The sequence below is a fragment of the Ruegeria sp. CL6 genome, assembly GCF_056536465.1.
Map to the genome: position 1 here is coordinate 416,838 of NZ_JBQFPR010000001.1, position 15,860 is coordinate 432,697.

Below are 15,860 nucleotides of genomic sequence, written 5' to 3' on the forward strand. Positions count from 1 at the left end.
GGCAAGACAGGGCAGGCATAAGCCATCGCTTCGTGGCGAATGTCGTTGTGATTCCGCTCTGACTTTCTTTGGCCGCCACGCCAATGAAGATGTGGCGAGGTCGAAGCCGTGATACTCGATCGTTACTTCGCCCGCCGTTTCATCCAGAGCTTTCTGGTCATAGGTGGAATATTCCTTACGCTGTTGATTCTGATCGACCTGATTGAACAGGTCCGCAGGTTTGACGAGGTTGACCTGTCGTTCGGCAAGCTATTGCATCTGACACTGCTCAACACCCCATCAGCCATCAGTGAAATGCTGCCGCTGCTGGTAATACTTTCGACGATCGCACTTTTTGTCGGCCTTGCCCGCAGTTCAGAACTGGTCGTGACCCGCGCGATTGGCCGGTCTGGGATCAGGGCGCTATTGGCTCCGGCAACGCTGGCCCTGATCATCGGCGCGGTTGCCGTGGCTTTGCTGAACCCCATCGCGGCGGCCACGTCCGAAGAATTCAAAAGGCTGTCGGACACATACAGAAACAACGTTGGATCGGCCTTTTCGATCAGCAGCGAAGGCTTGTGGCTACGACAGGGCTCACAGGACGGCCAGTCAGTCATTCAGGCTCGTGGGACGTCAAACGGGGATACGCTGAAGCTGAAGCAGGTTACGATCATTACCTTCTCTCAGGATGGCACTCCGATTCAGCAGATCGTTGCAGACAGCGCGGAATTGCAGGACGGAATCTGGACCTTGCTGAATGCCAAGGTCTGGTCTTTGGAAGAAGACATCAATCCAGAAGCAAACGCCGTGGAACACGCGCGCCTCGAGATCCCCACATCACTTACCCGTCAACGTATTCTGGACACGCTGGGGCGACAGGGATCAGTCTCGGTCTACGATCTGCCTCAACTCATCCGTGACCTCAGCGAGGCCGGGTTTTCAACCAAACAGTACGAGGTCTGGCTGCAAGTTCAGTTGGCCCGCCCGATCTTTTTAGTCTCGATGGTGCTGATCGGAGCGGCCTTCACCATGAGGCATGTCCGATTTGGCGGTACGGGGATCGCGGTCCTGTCAGCCGTATTGTTGGGTTTCGGCATCTACTTCGTGCGCAACTTTGCCCAAATTCTAGGGGAAAACGGACAATTACCTATCTTTGTAGCGGCCTGGGCGCCGCCCTTCGCAGCCGTTCTTCTATCGCTCGGCCTGTTGCTGCACGCGGAGGACGGCTGATGCGGCTAGTTTCCTGCCTGCTTTTGTCCGGTGCGCTTGCGCTGGTCTTGCCTTTGGCCGCAGGTGCCCAGAATCAACCAACCGAAACAGCGCCGCAAAACGCTGCGCAGGAAGACGAACCGGCCCTGCTGGTTGCCGATCGCGTGTTTATCACACCGCAACGGGTGCTGGTCGCCGAAGGCAATGTCGAAGCGTTTCAGGGCGATATCAAGGTTACCGCTGAACGGATAACCTATGACCGCGACACAGGGCAGTTAACGCTGGACGGGCCAGTCCGAATTGATCAGGGGGGCGCAACGACCCTACTGGCTGACTCGGCCGAGTTGGACAGCGGCATACAGAACGGCCTGTTGATCGGTGCTCGGATGGTGTTCGAGCAGCAAGTCCAGATTGCATCCGTTCAGGCCAAACGCGCGGCGGGGCGCTATACCCAGTTCAGCAAGGTTTCGGCAACTTCGTGTCACGTGTGCGCGAATGGAAAGCCTCCGATTTGGCAGATACGCGCGCGCAAAGTCACCCATGACCAACTGGAACGTCAGCTATATTTTGAAGGCGCGCAGTTCCGAATTCGGGACATTCCAGTTTTCTATTTTCCCTACCTTCGTCTTCCGGATCCAACCCTGGACAGGGCGACTGGCTTCCTGGTGCCGTCGGTTCGCACCACATCGCAGTTGGGAACCGGTATTCAAGTGCCGTATTTCTTCAAATTGGGTGATCATAAAGACCTGACACTGACCCCTTACGTGTCCTCCAAGACCAAGACGCTGGGTTTCAGATATCGCCAGGCATTCAAACGCGGCGGTATTCGGGTTTTGGGGGCGTATACCAAAGATGACCTACAGCCCGGAGAGGAGCGCGGTTACCTGTTTGCCGATGGCTGGTTCAATCTTCAGGACGGTTATCGATTTACATTCGACCTTAAAACCACGTCCGACGACTCGTATCTGGCTGACTACGGTCTGCCGGGTTTTGACCGGCTACGCAGTGAGGTCGCGTTAGAGCGGATAAAAAGGGATACCGCTTTCCGCACCAGCTTTATCCACTACAAGACTTTGCGCGACAGCGAAGATCAGGACGAAATCCCGTCTCGAATCTTCGATCTCTACTACGAGAAACGCCACTTCCCGAACGCGCTGGGTGGTGAGGTGCGGTTGGGGTTCAACGCGCACGCCCATGAACGCACCAGCGACGAAGATATCGTGGGCCGGGACGTGGCACGGGCGACATTTGATGCTGAATGGATGCGCAGTTGGGTGTTTACCACCGGCCTGCGGGCAGACGCCCGGATCGGCGCATCAATCGACACATTCAATATCCGCCATGACAGCGATTTTCCCAGACAGGTCAACCGCACGACTCCGCGGGCCGCGCTCACTCTGCGCTATCCGATGTCCCGGCGGGACAAGTCGGGCGCGACTCAGGTTCTCGAACCTATCGCTCAGGTCGGCTGGACACACGTATCGACGAACGATGTTCCTATTGACGAAAGCACCTTTCAGGAGTTTGACCAGGGCAACCTGCTGTCCCTTTCCCGTTTCCCGGCACCGGACCGGCGCGAAGACGGGCCGACCGGTGTAATTGGCGTCAACTGGGCCCGCTATGGTGCCCAAGGTTGGCGCGCGCTGGCGACGGTTGGGCAAGTGTTCCGCGCCGACGCTGACCCCGAATTCAACCTGACGTCCGGCCTACAGGGTACGTCTTCGGACCTGTTGATTGCGGGGCAGTTGCAAACAGCGAACGGGTGGTCTCTGGCAGGGCGTGGCCTGTTGAACGGGGATTTCAGTTTTGCCAAGGCCGAGATGCGCGCAGCGTGGAGCAAGCAGTCGACGAGCGTATCGGGCAGTTATGTCTGGCAAGAAGCCGATCCGGATGAAAACGCGGACGACAAAATTTCCGAAATACGCGTGAATGGCCGCTACCGCGTTGACCAGAACTGGCTCACCCGCGCGTTTGCGCGTTATGACCTAAGCGAATCCGAACCAATCCGCTATGGGTTGGGCGTGACCTACCAAAGCGAATGCGTACAGGCCAATATGGTCGTGAGTAGACGATTTACCGCGTCATCGAGTATTGAGCCTTCGACAGAATTCGGCTTTACCGTAGCCCTGACAGGTTACTCTGTCGAAGGTGGCGGCCAACAGTTCAAGAGAAGATGCAGTTGATTTCACGTTTCTCCAATTTCATTCGCTCAGGGTGGCTTAAACCAGCCGCCCCGGTTCTGGCCGCCGCTGTGCTGGTTTTCGCCCCCGTAGCGGGTCAGGCGCAAAGCCCGTTTTCGCCTGCGATCAAGGTCAATCAGGACATCGTCACATGGTACGAGCTGGACCAGCGCCAGCAATTCCTGGCGGCTCTTGGCGCTCCGGGCGCGTCCGCGGATGAGGTCCGGCAGGCGTTGATCGACGACCGGCTTCGCAAACAGGCCATGAATGAGGCGGGAATCGAAATCAGCCCCGAGGATGTGCAGGTTGGCATTGACGAGTTCGCCGCACGGGGGCGCTTGTCGACGGATCAGTTCCTGCAACTTTTGGCCGACGCAGGCGTTTCTCGGGAAACAGTCAGGGATTTTGTCGCGGACCAGCTATCGTGGCGCGATTATATCAGCGCTCGTTTTCTTTCACAGGCTCGCCCCTCGGAAGATGAGATCAATAGGGCGCTGGGTCAGGCTGGCGGCGGTGGACTACAAGTTCTGATGTCCGAGATCATCATCCCGGTAAATCAGCAAACGGTAGCCCAGGCCGAACTTCTGGCGGATGAGATTGCCCAATTGGAAGGCTATGACGCTTTCTCGGCTGCTGCCACTCAATATTCTGCCGCTGGCACGCGAAACAACGGTGGGCGGCTGGACTGGTTGAACCTTACGAACCTGCCTCCTGCTTTGCAGCCGGTCATCCTGGGCCTCAAGAACGGCGATATCACACAGCCGATCACCCTTCCCAACGCAATCGCCCTGTTCCAGATGCGTGGCTTGCGCGAAGTTTCCACGGGCGCGCCGCGTTACTCCAAGATTGACTACGCAATCTATAACCTGCCGGGTGGTCGCAGCCAAGAAACACTGGCACGCGCCGCAAAGCTACGAGAAGAGATCGATACATGCGACGATCTCTACGGGATCGCAAAAGACCAACCAGCACAGGTTCTACAGCGGATCGAAGCCAGCCCTTCGGAAATCCCGCGTGATGTTGCATTGGAATTGGCCAAGCTGGATCTAAACGAAATCTCCACGGCTCTGACCGGAAATAACGGCCAGACCCTCAAATTCCTGATGTTGTGCACGCGCACCCTTGACCGAGGTGAAGAAACCTCGCGCGTTGATGTCGCGAACGCGCTGACCCAACAACGTCTGGAAGCCTTTTCCGAAAGCCTACTTGAGCAGCTGCGCGCAGACGCAACGATCATCGAACAATGATCGCTCCAATCGCGCTCAGTTGCGGCGACCCCGCCGGAATTGGCCCGGAAATTGCAGCAAAAGCGTGGTCCGAGTTGCGCGAAACCTGCCCGTTTTTTTACATCGGGGATGCCGCGCACCTGCCCGAAGGAACCCCTACGCAAGTCATTGGCAGCCCGCAGGAAACGCTCGATGTTTGCTCTAGGGGTTTGCCTGTTCTTCAGCTCGACTTTCCCGAACCCAATCACCCCGGACGACCCGCTGCCGCCAACGCGCCCAGCGTCATCGATGCAATAGAGCTCGGCGTCTCAATGGTTCAATCTGGCGCGGCCTCGGCCCTGTGCACGGCCCCGATCCACAAGAAGGCACTGATTGACGGGGCCGGGTTCGCTTACCCCGGCCATACCGAATTTCTTGCAGCCTTGGCCGGGCGCAAACGCGTTGTAATGATGCTGGCCAGCGACAAGTTGCGCGTGGTACCTGCTACGATCCATATTCCGCTGTCCCGTGTCCCGTCCGAGTTAACGCCAGACCTGCTACGCGAAACGATCGAAATCACAGCCGAAGGGCTGCGTACCCAATTCGGCATCGCTCGTCCCCGCATCGCCATTGCCGGGCTTAACCCTCATGCAGGCGAAGGCGGTAAGATGGGGCATGAGGAGTTGGACTGGATCGGCCCGTTGATCTCTGACCTACCCTCAGAAAGCTACACTGTCAGCGGCCCGCACCCCGCAGACACGATGTTTCATGCCGCTGCGCGTGCGCGCTATGACGCTGCCATCGCAATGTACCATGATCAGGCGTTGATTCCGATCAAGACGCTGGACTTCGACCGAGGTGTAAACGTAACGCTCGGCCTACCTTTCATACGGACATCACCTGACCACGGCACCGCGCTCGATATCGCGGGCCAAGGTATCGCCAACCCGTCCAGCCTGATCGAAGCTTTGAAACTCGCCCACCGCATGGCAAAAAGCTCTTGATCCTTCACCTGGCTGAAAATATCCCCGCCGGAGGCAAAAAATCTATGGTGCACGCCATCCCTCCTGCGCCACGGTAATCTGAGAATGAGCGCTATCGACAATCTTCCGCCTCTGCGCGAGGTCATCGCAACCCACCAGCTTTCGGCTCGAAAGTCGCTGGGCCAGAACTTCTTGCTGGACCTGAACCTGACCGCCAAGATTGCGCGTCAGGCCGGGGACTTGTCAGAGTGTGATGTGCTGGAAATCGGTCCCGGTCCCGGCGGTCTGACTCGGGGATTGCTGTCCGAGGGCGCACGAAAAGTGGTCGCGGTCGAGAAAGACACGCGCTGTATTGCTGCCCTGAACGATATTGCCGCTGCATATCCCGGCCGTTTAGAGGTCATCAACGGTGACGCGCTCGAGATTGACCCGCTGGCCCATCTCACACCGCCAATCCGCGTTGCGGCCAACCTGCCCTACAACGTCGGAACTGAGCTTCTTGTGCGGTGGCTGACACCCCCTGAGTGGCCCCCGTTCTGGCAAAGCCTGACCCTGATGTTTCAACGCGAGGTCGCCGAACGGATCGTCGCCCAACCCGGCAGCAAAGCCTATGGCCGTCTTGCCATCCTTGCGCAGTGGCGTGCCGAGGCCCGTATAGCCATGTCGCTGCCGCCCGGAGCGTTCACACCTCCGCCCAAGGTTTCAAGCGCCGTCGTACATCTGACCGCCCTGCCCGAGCCGCGCTATCCCGCCAACTCCGCCACGCTATCTCGTGTCGTGGCCGCAGCGTTCAACCAACGTCGCAAAATGCTGCGCGCTTCCCTGAAGGGCGTCGCACCAAATATCGAGGACAGGCTTTTGGCGGCCGGCATCCAACCAACCGAACGGGCTGAACAAGTGCCGCTGGAAGCCTTCTGCGCGTTATCGCGCGAGGTCGATAAAGGCTGAAACAAAAAAAGCCCCGAGTTGAAACCTCGGGGCTTTGTTTTGAACTTGATGCCAGAGCTTACTCAGCCGCTTCGGGCGCATCGCCTTTGTCGGACGGCGTTTCTTCCTTCGCAGCGGCCTTGGGCTTGCGCGAGCGCGGCCTCCGGGCTGGCTTTTCCTTTTTCTCGGTGGCTTCGCCTTCGGTGCCCTTGCTTTCCGGGGTCTCGACCAAACCGGAGTCCGGCGACGCGGCCTCGGGCGCAAAGTCCATCACATCGGGCTGCGGAGCTTCTGCCGGATCCGCCTGACGTGCTGCTTCGCGCTCCTGACGCTCGGCGCGTTCACGATCACGCTCGGCCTGGCGCTCGCGGTTCTGCCGCTCCTGCTCCTCCCGACGCGCTTCCATTTCGCGTTGCGCTTCACTCAGCAAGCGCAGGTAATGCTCGGCGTGTTGCTGGAAGTTTTCGGCGGCCACGCGGTCATTGGACAGCTGCGCGTCACGGGCAAGCTGGTTGTATTTGTCAATGATCTGCTGGGGCGTGCCACGCACTTTACCCTCTGGGCCCGAGCTGTCGAAAACCCGGTTTACTACGTTGCCGCCAGAAGGACGATTGCGGTTATTCTTGGCCCGCGAGCGGGATTTGGAAGATCTCATCTACTTTAGTCAGCCTTGTCATTCGATGTCGATCACCTCGCGACTTGCACTGCTCGAAGGCTATTGCTGTGACGCGATGTCGACTTTTTGGGCTTGGCGTCAGGGGCACGCTGTAACGGCGTCAACCTCGCTGACTAAACCTGAGTAAACATGTCCAGCGCGCACAGACAAGGGGGTTGTCAAAAATTTCGCAGCTTTTTTACATCAATCGGCGTATTTCAGCCTCAGTACGCACCGTCACTGCGGCATTCTGGCAAAAACGACGCGGTCGCGACCGTCCAAATCGGGAATTATCCGTGTCTCGGCCAAGCCCGCGGCATCAAACAAAGCCGACACGCTTTTACCCTGCGATGGCCCGATTTCGACCAGCAACCGTCCGCCGGGCATCAAAAAATCGGGAACTTCTGCGGCAATGCGGCGATATGCGCCAAGACCATCGCCTTCGTCCGTCAGAGCCATGCGCGGTTCATGCTCACCCACTTCGGGTGAAAGGTCTTGCATTTCATCCAGCGCTATATACGGCGGATTGGAAACAATAAGGTCAAATTTGCCCTCAATGTTCGCGCACCAATCAGATTGAAGAATCTCCACCCGGCTTTGAACTTGATGCTGAACCGCGTTCGCGCTGGCCTGAAGGCACGCAGCCTCGCTCAGATCCACGCCTACCCCGAAAGCACTGTCCCTTTCCGCCAGCAACGTAATCAGGATACACCCCGACCCGGTGCCGAGATCCAGAACATGGTCAAACGGTTCACTCAGCGCGGCCTCAACCAACACCTCGGTTTCGGGACGTGGGTCCAGAACATCGCGGCTGACACGGAAACGACGGCCATAAAATTCTCGCTCCCCCAGCAAATGGGAAACAGGTACCCTGATCGCCCGCAGCGAAATCAGTTGGTCGTACCGCTCGGCTATCTCTGGCGAAAGCTCCTCGGGCGCGATCAAGGTGACGCGGCTTGCTTCGATGCGGGCTGCATGGGCCAGCAAGACACGCGCGTCTCTTGCCGGGTCAGCAACCCCAGCGGCCCTCAGACGGGCCGTTGCAGCGACCATCGCCTGTGCCGCTGTCAGCGCCCCGATCATTGCGACATCTCTGCCAGCAGGCGCGCCTGATCATCTGCCGTAAGCGCGTCGATCACATCATCAAGGTCCCCCTGCATAACCTGATCCAGCTTATAAAGCGTCAGGTTGATACGGTGGTCCGTCATGCGACCCTGCGGAAAGTTATACGTTCTGATCCGTTCGGACCGGTCACCCGAACCTACCTGACTGGCCCGGTCCGCGGATCTTTCACTGTCTATCCGTTGGCGCTCTAGATCATAGAGGCGCGTCTTGAGCACCTGCATCGCGATTTCCCGGTTTCGGTGCTGTGACTTTTCCGAACTTGTCACGACCAGACCGGTTGGCAGATGCGTAATCCGCACCGCTGAATCCGTCGTGTTCACATGCTGACCACCCGCGCCAGAGCTGCGCATCGTGTCGATACGGATATCATTCGCTTCAATCTGAATATCCACATCTTCAGCTTCGGGCAGGACGGCGACAGTTGCAGTCGATGTATGGATACGGCCACCGCTTTCGGTTTCTGGAACGCGCTGAACACGGTGCACACCGGATTCATATTTCAACCGGGCAAAGACGTTGTCGCCCTTGATATGCGCCACGACTTCTTTGATGCCGCCAAGGTCCGAGCCTTGTTCCTCGACGATCTCAAATCGCCAGCCATGCGCTTCGGCATAGCGTTGATACATGCGCAACAGGTCTCCGGCGAACAGCGCGGCCTCATCCCCTCCGGTTCCGGGGCGGATTTCCAACATTGCAGGACGCGCGTCCGCAGCATCACGCGGCAGCAAAGCCAACTGGAGCGCATGTTCCGCGTCAGGGATGCGGGCTTGCAGGTCGGGGATTTCTTCTTGGGCCAGTTCCTTCATGTCCGGATCGGCCAGCATCGCCTCGGCCTCGGCCAAATCCGTCACAAGTTGCCGCCACGCCATGATCTGATCGACCACCGGTTTGAGGTCAGAGTATTCCTTGGCCAAAGCCGCGATGTCCCCGCCCGCGGCACCGTCTGACATGGCCGCCTCGAGGTATTGGAATCGCTGAGTTATCTGTTCTAGTCGTTCTTCGGGGATCATCCCCGGGGGTGTCTAGCAATCCGGGGCTTTGGTCAAGGGCCGACCGTGTGCTAAGCTGCGGCGTATGAGATGGTTTACGCTTGCTCTGACGCTGTTTTCCACCCCTGTCATGGCCGATTATGTCGGTCCGGACGGCAAGGTTCGTGACTGCTATTGCACCGACACATCCGGCACACGCATCGAGCTGGGCGAGATGATCTGCCTGCAGGTTGATGGCCGCATGTTCATGGCTCAGTGCCAGATGTCTTTGAACGTCCCGATGTGGCGCGAAGTGCAGGAAGGTTGCCTGTCCTCAGGACTTGAGAGCGGCCAACCACCCATCAACACGGTTACGGTTTACCCCGAAATCTGATCGCCCAAACCTTAGACGTCCGTAAATACGCAGCGTATCCCCATCCTGCTGCACAGTGGTGTAGTCGGGAAAACCGACGACCTTGGTACGGGTGACGTATGTGATCATCCCTTCATCCACCGATCCGGCGAGGACAGAGGTCCGCGAGGAACTGAGCGCGACCTGATTCAAATGAGCCAATCCATCGGGGCCGGTTTCGACGATACGGAAAACGCCGCCCTTCATATCTTGGTTTACGTCACCGACCGGAGGAACGTGCCATCGCGTGGGGTCAGACGGCGCCAATCGTATGTAGGCACCCAGCAGAACAACCAGCGCAACCAATAGCCATATAAACATAATTTTCATCCCGATCCTGTCCTCAGGGAAACCATATTCTGTTTGCAGAACCGGACAAGGCGCAGCACCGCATCTTACCGTGACGTAACACCGGGCAGGATACACAGCAGCTCGAACAACAGGTTGGCCGCTGTAAGCGCCGTGTTGCCCGAAGGATCATAGGGCGGGGAAACCTCAACCAGATCGCAGCCCACCACGTTCAGCCCCCTCAACGCCTGAATCAATTGCAGCGCCTGCGGAGTGGTCAGCCCGGCAATTTCCGGCGTTCCCGTTCCAGGGGCGAAAGATGGATCGAGGCTGTCGATGTCGTAAGTGATGTAAACCGGATGCTCACCTATGTCCTTGCGAATTTGCGATCCGATAACTGTCAGGTTCTGCTGCCACAGCTCCCAGGCCGGGAACTGGCGAAAGCCCCAGCCCTTGGCCTCGGTGAAGTCCGACGCCGCGTAGCCAGAGCCCCGGATACCGATCTGGAAGGTCTTGTCAGGAACGATCAAGCCTTCTTCAAAGGCGCGTCGGAATACCGTTCCGTGGGTCTCTTTCTCGCCAAACATCTCATCATTCACATCCGCATGCGCATCCACATGGACCAAGGCCACGGGTCCATGCCTATTCGCCACTGCCCGCAGGATCGGCAAAGTGATCGAGTGATCGCCCCCCATCGCAACGGGAATCACCTGCTGGGCGAGGATGGCGTCATAGCTCTCCTTGATGATTTTCAGGCTTTCTGACAGCGAAAAGGTATTGATTGCCAGATCGCCTATATCCGCGATCTGCAGACTGTCGAAAGGCGCCGCATAGGTGGCCATGTTGTAGGGGCGGATCATCGCGCTTTCGGATCGGATTTGTTTAGGTCCGAACCGCGTGCCAGACCGCCATGAGGTTCCGATATCCATCGGAATTCCCAAAACGGCCACGTCCAGCGCAGCCAGAGATTCAGCCTGCGGCAATCGCATGAAAGTATTCGGCCCCGAAAATCGCGCCAGGTCATTGCCGCTGATCGGTTGATTGAAATCTGTCATCCGTTTGTATCTCCCGTCGGACCGGTTTGCTTTTTGATACCGGCGGTATGGCTAACCAATGGTTAAGCCCTCAGCTTGTTCCAACCCAACAGGCAAATAATCTGCGTCGCCACATGCGCGCCCGCGATCGCCGTTGCGCCGGACGTGTCAAACGGCGGAGATACCTCGACCACGTCGCCGCCCTTGATGTTGATCCCGGCGATGTCGCGCAGGATGATCTGCGCCTGAATGGAACTCAGCCCGCCCCAGACAGGTGTACCGGTACCCGGCGCAAAGGCAGGATCCAGACCGTCGATATCAAAGCTCAGGTAGACGGGGCTGTCGCCCAGAATACCCTTGATCTTCTGCGCGACGGCAGCGGGGCCGGATTCATAAACCTCGCGCGCGTCGATGATGTTGACGCCCAGCGTGTCCTCGTTGGTGGTGCGGATGCCAACCTGCACCGATCGCTTGGGATCGACGATGCCCGACTTTACCGCCTTGTAGAACATCGTGCCGTGATCCACGCGGGACATGTCATCATCGGCCCACGTGTCCGTATGCGCATCAAATTGCAGCAGGGACATGGGCCCGTATTTCTCGGCATAGGCCTTCAGGATCGGAAAGCTGATATAGTGATCCCCGCCCAGTGTCACCGAGGCCACGTCCGCCGCCAGAATCGTCCTGATATGGTCGGTCAGAGTATCCGGAAACGCCGGGATATTGGCGTAGTCGTAGGCCATGTCGCCATAATCCACGATCGCCAGCTCACTCAGCGCGTCAAAAGGCCAGCCATAGGGTGCATCCGGCGACTGCAGAGCACTGGCCTCGCGGATTGCGCGCGGGCCCAGCCGTGTTCCGGGGCGGTTGGTCACCGCCTGATCGAAAGGCACGCCCGTCACGGCGATATCAACGCCTTTCAGGTCTTTGGTATAAAGCCTTCGCAGGAAGGATGTCGCCCCGCCGAACGTATTTTCATATGACAACCCCTTGAGGTCAGGGTTGGTGAACGCTTCGTCTACCTGGTTCTTTGCATCTTCCAGTGCCATCTATTCCCCCCATCAGCCCAGCGGCTGCGCCTTTTCGACGATCCGCGCAAAGAAGGATGCCCCAATCGGCGCGATCTCGTCGTTGAAATTGTATTTCGGGTGATGCAGCCCGGCGCTGTCGCCCTGCCCCAGAAACAGGTATGCCCCCGGACGCGCATTCAACATATACGAAAAATCCTCAGCCCCCATTTCGCGCCCGGAGTTGGAGGTCACGCGGTCAGCGCCTGAGATTTCGCGAGCCACGCCAGCAGCGAAACCAGCCTTTTCAGCGTCGTTAATCGTGGCTGGGTAATTCACTTCGTAGTCTAGACGGGCCTGGACCCCGTAAGAGGCTGCCTGCCCTTGTACGATCTGCTCCATCCGTTCCATCACCATTTTCTGAACCAATGGATCAAAGGTCCGAACTGTGCCGTTGATATAGGCCGTATCCGGGATCACGTTATTGACCGTGCCGGTGTGGATCTGCGTGACCGAAACCACCAGGTCGTCCAGCGCATAGTGGTTGCGACTGACAATGGTTTGGATCGCCTGTGCAATACCGCACGCGGCCATCACCGGATCGCGGGTCTCGTGCGGCATAGCCCCGTGGCCGCCAACACCCTGAACATAAACGTGGAATGTGTCCACCGCTGCCATGATTGGACCCGGAGTTGTATGAAAATCTCCTACAGGAATCCCGGGCGCGTTGTGCAGCGCATAGACCTCGGAGATATCGAACCGATCCATAAGCCCTTCTTCGACCATGACGCCAGCGCCGCCGCCCTCTTCCTCGGCTGGTTGAAAGATCAATGCCACGCGGCCACGGAAATTCCGCGTCTCAGCCAGATACCGCGCGGCCCCCAACAGCATCGTCGTATGCCCGTCATGGCCACAGGCATGCATATTGCCCGGCTTGGTCGAGGCATACTCGACCCCAGTCTCCTCGGGGATCGGCAAGGCATCCATGTCAGCGCGCAGGCCGATTGTCGGCCCCTCGCCCTGCCCGTTGATGATCGCGACAATCCCGGTTTTGGCAATTCCTTCATGCAGTTCGTCCACACCAAATTCGCGCAGTCTGTCAGCGACAAAAGCTGCGGTTTCATGACATTCAAACTCCAACTCGGGGATAGAATGCAGATGCTGCCGCCACGCGGTCATGTCGGCGGTGTAATCGGCAATTCGGTTGACGACGGGCATCTGGGGTGGACTCCTGATCCTGACTGCGGAATGGATGCATCTGACACCGGAACGAAAGGGTTCGCAATGGCCGAAAATCCTCTGATCCACGATACCGACGCAGGGATCGAACGCCTGCTGGAAATCATGCGCCGTCTGCGTGACCCGCAAACCGGCTGCCCGTGGGATATCGAACAGGATTTCGCCACCATCGCCCCCTATACCATCGAAGAAGCCTATGAGGTCGCCGACGCCATCGAGCGTGAGGCATATGACGAGCTAAAAGGAGAGCTGGGCGACCTGCTGTTCCAATCCGTCTTTCACGCGCAAATGGCCGAGGAAGCCGGGCACTTCACCTTTCAGGACGTGGTGCGCACCATGTCGGACAAGATGGTTGCACGTCACCCCCACGTATTCGGCGACGAATCCCGAGACAAATCGGCCGAGCAGCAGACGCTGGATTGGGAAACCATCAAGGCGGCGGAGCGCGCTGGCAAGGAGCAGAAAGGTGCGCTGGACGGTGTGGCCGCAAACCTACCCGCCCTGTTGCGCGCGCATAAACTGCAAAAACGCGCGGCACGTGTGGGGTTTGACTGGCCCGATGCCAGCCACGTGCTGGCCAAGATCACCGAAGAAGCCGCCGAGTTGGAGGAAGCGCGCGACAGCATGGACGCCGACGCGTTAGAGGATGAATTCGGCGATTTGCTGTTCGTGATCGTCAATCTGGGCCGCCATCTTGGGATCGAACCCGAGGCTGCCCTGCGCCGCACCAATGCCAAGTTCACCCGCCGGTTCGAGCAGGTCGAGGCCCGCCTTGCGGCACGTGGCAAAACGCCGTCGCAAAGTGATCTGGCCGAAATGGACGCCCTGTGGGACGAGGTGAAAACCGAGGAACATCGCGCCAATGGCAAACTCCCGCCGGTGGATGCGGTGGCGGATACCTAAAACGGCTGGACAAGCCCCGGGACACTTGCGAGTGTCCGACCTTCACGACCCCCCGGAGACACCCATGCCCCCTCGTAAAATCATCCTCGACACTGACCCCGGTCAGGACGACGCCGTCGCCATCCTGCTGGCACTTGCTAGCCCCGATGAGATCGAGGTTTTGGGCATCACAGCCGTCGCCGGGAACGTGCCGCTGAACCTGACGTCCAAAAACGCCCGCATCGTCTGCGAACTTGCCGGACATACCGAGGTGCCGGTTTACGCCGGGTGCGACCGCCCGCTGAAACGAGCGTTGGTCACGGCAGAGCATGTGCACGGAAAAACCGGTCTGGACGGCCCGGACCTGCCTGATCCTCAGATGCAACTGACCGAAGGGCATGCGGTCGATTTCATCATCGACACCCTGCGCGCGCATGCACCCGGCACGGTCACGCTGTGCCCGCTGGGGCCACTGACAAATATCGCGACCGCCTTTACCAAAGCGCCTGATATCGTGGATCGGGTGCAGGAAATCGTGTTGATGGGCGGCGCGTATTTCGAGGTTGGCAACATCACACCGACAGCAGAATTCAACATTCACGTCGACCCCGAAGCCGCTGATATCGTGTTTAAATCAGGCCGCCCGATTGTGGTTATGCCGCTGGATGTCACGCACAAGGCGCTGGTTACGAAACCTCGCAACGATGCCTTCCGCGCTCTGGGAACCAAGGTCGGCATCGCCGTCGCCGAGATGACGGATTTCTTCGAGCGCTTCGACAAGAACAAGTACGGCTCGGAAGGTGCCCCGCTGCACGATCCGTGTGTCACCGCCTACCTGATCAAACCCGAACTGTTCTCGGGCCGGTTCGTGAATGTCGAGATTGAGACCCAATCAGAACTCACAATGGGTATGACGGTCGCCGACTGGTGGCACGTCACCGATCGAAAGCCCAACGCGACATTCATAGGCGATCTGGACTCCGACGGGTTCTTTGCTCTGCTGACTGAACGGCTGGCCCGACTATGAGCGCGGCACTACGGCTTGCCCGCCCCGAAGATATGGACCGTTTGATGGGCCTGGTCACTGCTTTCCACACAGAGGAAGGCATCGCTCAGGATGCGGATCAGACCCGCAACGCTCTGGCCCCGTTGTTAGAGGGCATCCCCCACGGATGTGTCTACCTGATCGGACCGGGACGGGCACCGCTGGGATACATCATCCTGACATTCGGCTGGTCCGTCGAATTTGGCGGCATGGATGGTTTTGTGGACGAGATTTACATTCGCCCCGCCGTTCGCGGCCGTGGAATTGCATCCGAAGTCCTGCTGGACTTGCCAAAAGCTCTGGCCGGAGCCGGTCTTACCGCCCTGCATCTTGAGGTCGACCGCACAAACGAGTCAGCTCAGAAACTGTATCTGCGCACCGGGTTCAAACCGCGCGATCGATATATGCTGATGAGCAAAAAGCTCTGACTTGAAGGCGATCACGGGCACCCCGCCCGTGACCCGACGGGCTTTCCTTAACGCGCTTCACCACGGTAAATGTAAGTGGGCGACTGCATCTCCTGAACGGGATCACCCGGGCTGACGGCGTCGCCGCTGATCGGGTAGGTGCCGGGCCCTGCACAGGCCGCGAGGAAAACAGTGCTGATCACTGATGCTACGAGAAGGAACTTGGAACCAGTCATGGTATTCTCCTTTTCTGTAATATCATGATGATACGAAACTAAACCCTGCCCCAAATAGGGAAAAGTTCACACATAAGAA

Annotated in this window: 17 protein-coding genes; 9 read left to right on the plus strand and 8 right to left on the minus strand. The window is 58.5% G+C overall.

What is annotated here, in order from left to right:
• The first annotated feature begins 108 nt into the window (after positions 1–108).
• The 5 genes from lptG (at position 109) to rsmA (ending at position 6,504) form a co-directional block, all read left to right on the plus strand.
• Positions 109–1,209 carry an LPS export ABC transporter permease LptG gene (lptG, locus tag ACR0LH_RS02055; RefSeq protein WP_480719467.1) on the plus strand — a complete coding sequence of 367 codons (1,101 nt, stop codon included), beginning with the start codon at positions 109–111 and terminating at the stop codon, positions 1,207–1,209.
• Positions 1,209–3,371: an LPS-assembly protein LptD gene (locus tag ACR0LH_RS02060; protein ID WP_480719468.1), complete on the plus strand. Its 2,163-nt coding sequence runs from the start codon at positions 1,209–1,211 to the stop codon at positions 3,369–3,371. Before lptG ends, ACR0LH_RS02060 begins: the two co-directional genes overlap by 1 nt.
• The gene (locus tag ACR0LH_RS02065) at positions 3,362–4,615 is read left to right on the plus strand and encodes a peptidylprolyl isomerase (RefSeq protein WP_170413585.1); all 1,254 of its coding nucleotides are present in this window, start codon (positions 3,362–3,364) and stop codon (positions 4,613–4,615) included. The genes ACR0LH_RS02060 and ACR0LH_RS02065 overlap by 10 nt, the downstream gene beginning before the upstream one ends.
• Positions 4,612–5,577: a 4-hydroxythreonine-4-phosphate dehydrogenase PdxA gene (gene pdxA, locus ACR0LH_RS02070; RefSeq protein WP_480719469.1), complete on the plus strand. Its 966-nt coding sequence runs from the start codon at positions 4,612–4,614 to the stop codon at positions 5,575–5,577. The genes ACR0LH_RS02065 and pdxA overlap by 4 nt, the downstream gene beginning before the upstream one ends.
• An 84-nt stretch (positions 5,578–5,661) precedes the next feature.
• A complete protein-coding gene (rsmA, locus tag ACR0LH_RS02075; protein WP_480719470.1) occupies positions 5,662–6,504 on the plus strand; it encodes a 16S rRNA (adenine(1518)-N(6)/adenine(1519)-N(6))-dimethyltransferase RsmA in 843 nt (280 codons plus the stop codon).
• Positions 6,505–6,562: 58 nt separating this feature from the next.
• Here the strand turns inward: rsmA and ACR0LH_RS02080 are convergent, their stop codons facing one another.
• The 3 genes from ACR0LH_RS02080 to prfA form a co-directional block, all read right to left on the minus strand.
• Positions 6,563–7,138 (minus strand): DUF4167 domain-containing protein, encoded by a 576-nt coding sequence (locus ACR0LH_RS02080; protein ID WP_480719471.1) that lies wholly within the window; start codon positions 7,136–7,138, stop codon positions 6,563–6,565.
• A 237-nt stretch (positions 7,139–7,375) separates the two neighbouring features.
• Positions 7,376–8,221 carry a peptide chain release factor N(5)-glutamine methyltransferase gene (gene prmC, locus ACR0LH_RS02085; protein WP_480719472.1) on the minus strand — a complete coding sequence of 282 codons (846 nt, stop codon included), beginning with the start codon at positions 8,219–8,221 and terminating at the stop codon, positions 7,376–7,378.
• On the minus strand, positions 8,218–9,273 hold the full coding sequence (gene prfA, locus ACR0LH_RS02090) for a peptide chain release factor 1 (RefSeq protein WP_170567059.1): 1,056 nt from the start codon (positions 9,271–9,273) through the stop codon (positions 8,218–8,220). Before prfA ends, prmC begins: the two co-directional genes overlap by 4 nt.
• Positions 9,274–9,337: 64 nt before the next feature.
• Between prfA and ACR0LH_RS02095 the strand changes: the two genes are divergently transcribed.
• Complete coding sequence (locus ACR0LH_RS02095; RefSeq protein WP_170567061.1) at positions 9,338–9,625, plus strand: hypothetical protein; 288 nt, start codon at positions 9,338–9,340, stop codon at positions 9,623–9,625.
• On the opposite strand, the gene ACR0LH_RS02100 is transcribed toward ACR0LH_RS02095, so the two are convergent.
• The 4 genes from ACR0LH_RS02100 to ACR0LH_RS02115 form a co-directional block, all read right to left on the minus strand.
• Complete coding sequence (locus tag ACR0LH_RS02100) at positions 9,566–9,973, minus strand: DUF1499 domain-containing protein (RefSeq protein ID WP_170697927.1); 408 nt, start codon at positions 9,971–9,973, stop codon at positions 9,566–9,568. The two genes, ACR0LH_RS02095 and ACR0LH_RS02100, sit on opposite strands and share 60 nt — an antisense overlap.
• Positions 9,974–10,038: 65 nt before the next feature.
• Complete coding sequence (gene speB / locus ACR0LH_RS02105) at positions 10,039–10,986, minus strand: agmatinase (RefSeq protein WP_170567065.1); 948 nt, start codon at positions 10,984–10,986, stop codon at positions 10,039–10,041.
• A gap of 62 nt (positions 10,987–11,048) precedes the next feature.
• On the minus strand, positions 11,049–12,014 hold the full coding sequence (gene speB, locus ACR0LH_RS02110) for an agmatinase (protein ID WP_170551670.1): 966 nt from the start codon (positions 12,012–12,014) through the stop codon (positions 11,049–11,051).
• 12 nt (positions 12,015–12,026) lie between these two features.
• The gene (locus ACR0LH_RS02115; protein ID WP_170413614.1) at positions 12,027–13,190 is read right to left on the minus strand and encodes a M20 aminoacylase family protein; all 1,164 of its coding nucleotides are present in this window, start codon (positions 13,188–13,190) and stop codon (positions 12,027–12,029) included.
• A gap of 66 nt (positions 13,191–13,256) precedes the next feature.
• On the opposite strand from ACR0LH_RS02115, the gene mazG reads away from it, so the two are divergent.
• The 3 genes from mazG (at position 13,257) to ACR0LH_RS02130 (ending at position 15,566) form a co-directional block, all read left to right on the plus strand.
• Positions 13,257–14,114 (plus strand): nucleoside triphosphate pyrophosphohydrolase, encoded by an 858-nt coding sequence (mazG, locus tag ACR0LH_RS02120; protein WP_170382898.1) that lies wholly within the window; start codon positions 13,257–13,259, stop codon positions 14,112–14,114.
• 64 nt (positions 14,115–14,178) lie between these two features.
• Positions 14,179–15,120, plus strand: coding sequence for a nucleoside hydrolase (locus ACR0LH_RS02125; RefSeq protein WP_480719473.1), 942 nt, complete (start codon positions 14,179–14,181; stop codon positions 15,118–15,120).
• Positions 15,117–15,566: a GNAT family N-acetyltransferase gene (locus tag ACR0LH_RS02130; RefSeq protein WP_170382894.1), complete on the plus strand. Its 450-nt coding sequence runs from the start codon at positions 15,117–15,119 to the stop codon at positions 15,564–15,566. Before ACR0LH_RS02125 ends, ACR0LH_RS02130 begins: the two co-directional genes overlap by 4 nt.
• A gap of 47 nt (positions 15,567–15,613) precedes the next feature.
• Here the strand turns inward: ACR0LH_RS02130 and ACR0LH_RS02135 are convergent, their stop codons facing one another.
• Positions 15,614–15,781, minus strand: a complete 168-nt coding sequence (locus ACR0LH_RS02135) for a hypothetical protein (RefSeq protein ID WP_170382892.1) — start codon at positions 15,779–15,781, stop codon at positions 15,614–15,616.
• Positions 15,782–15,860: the final 79 nt, after the last annotated feature.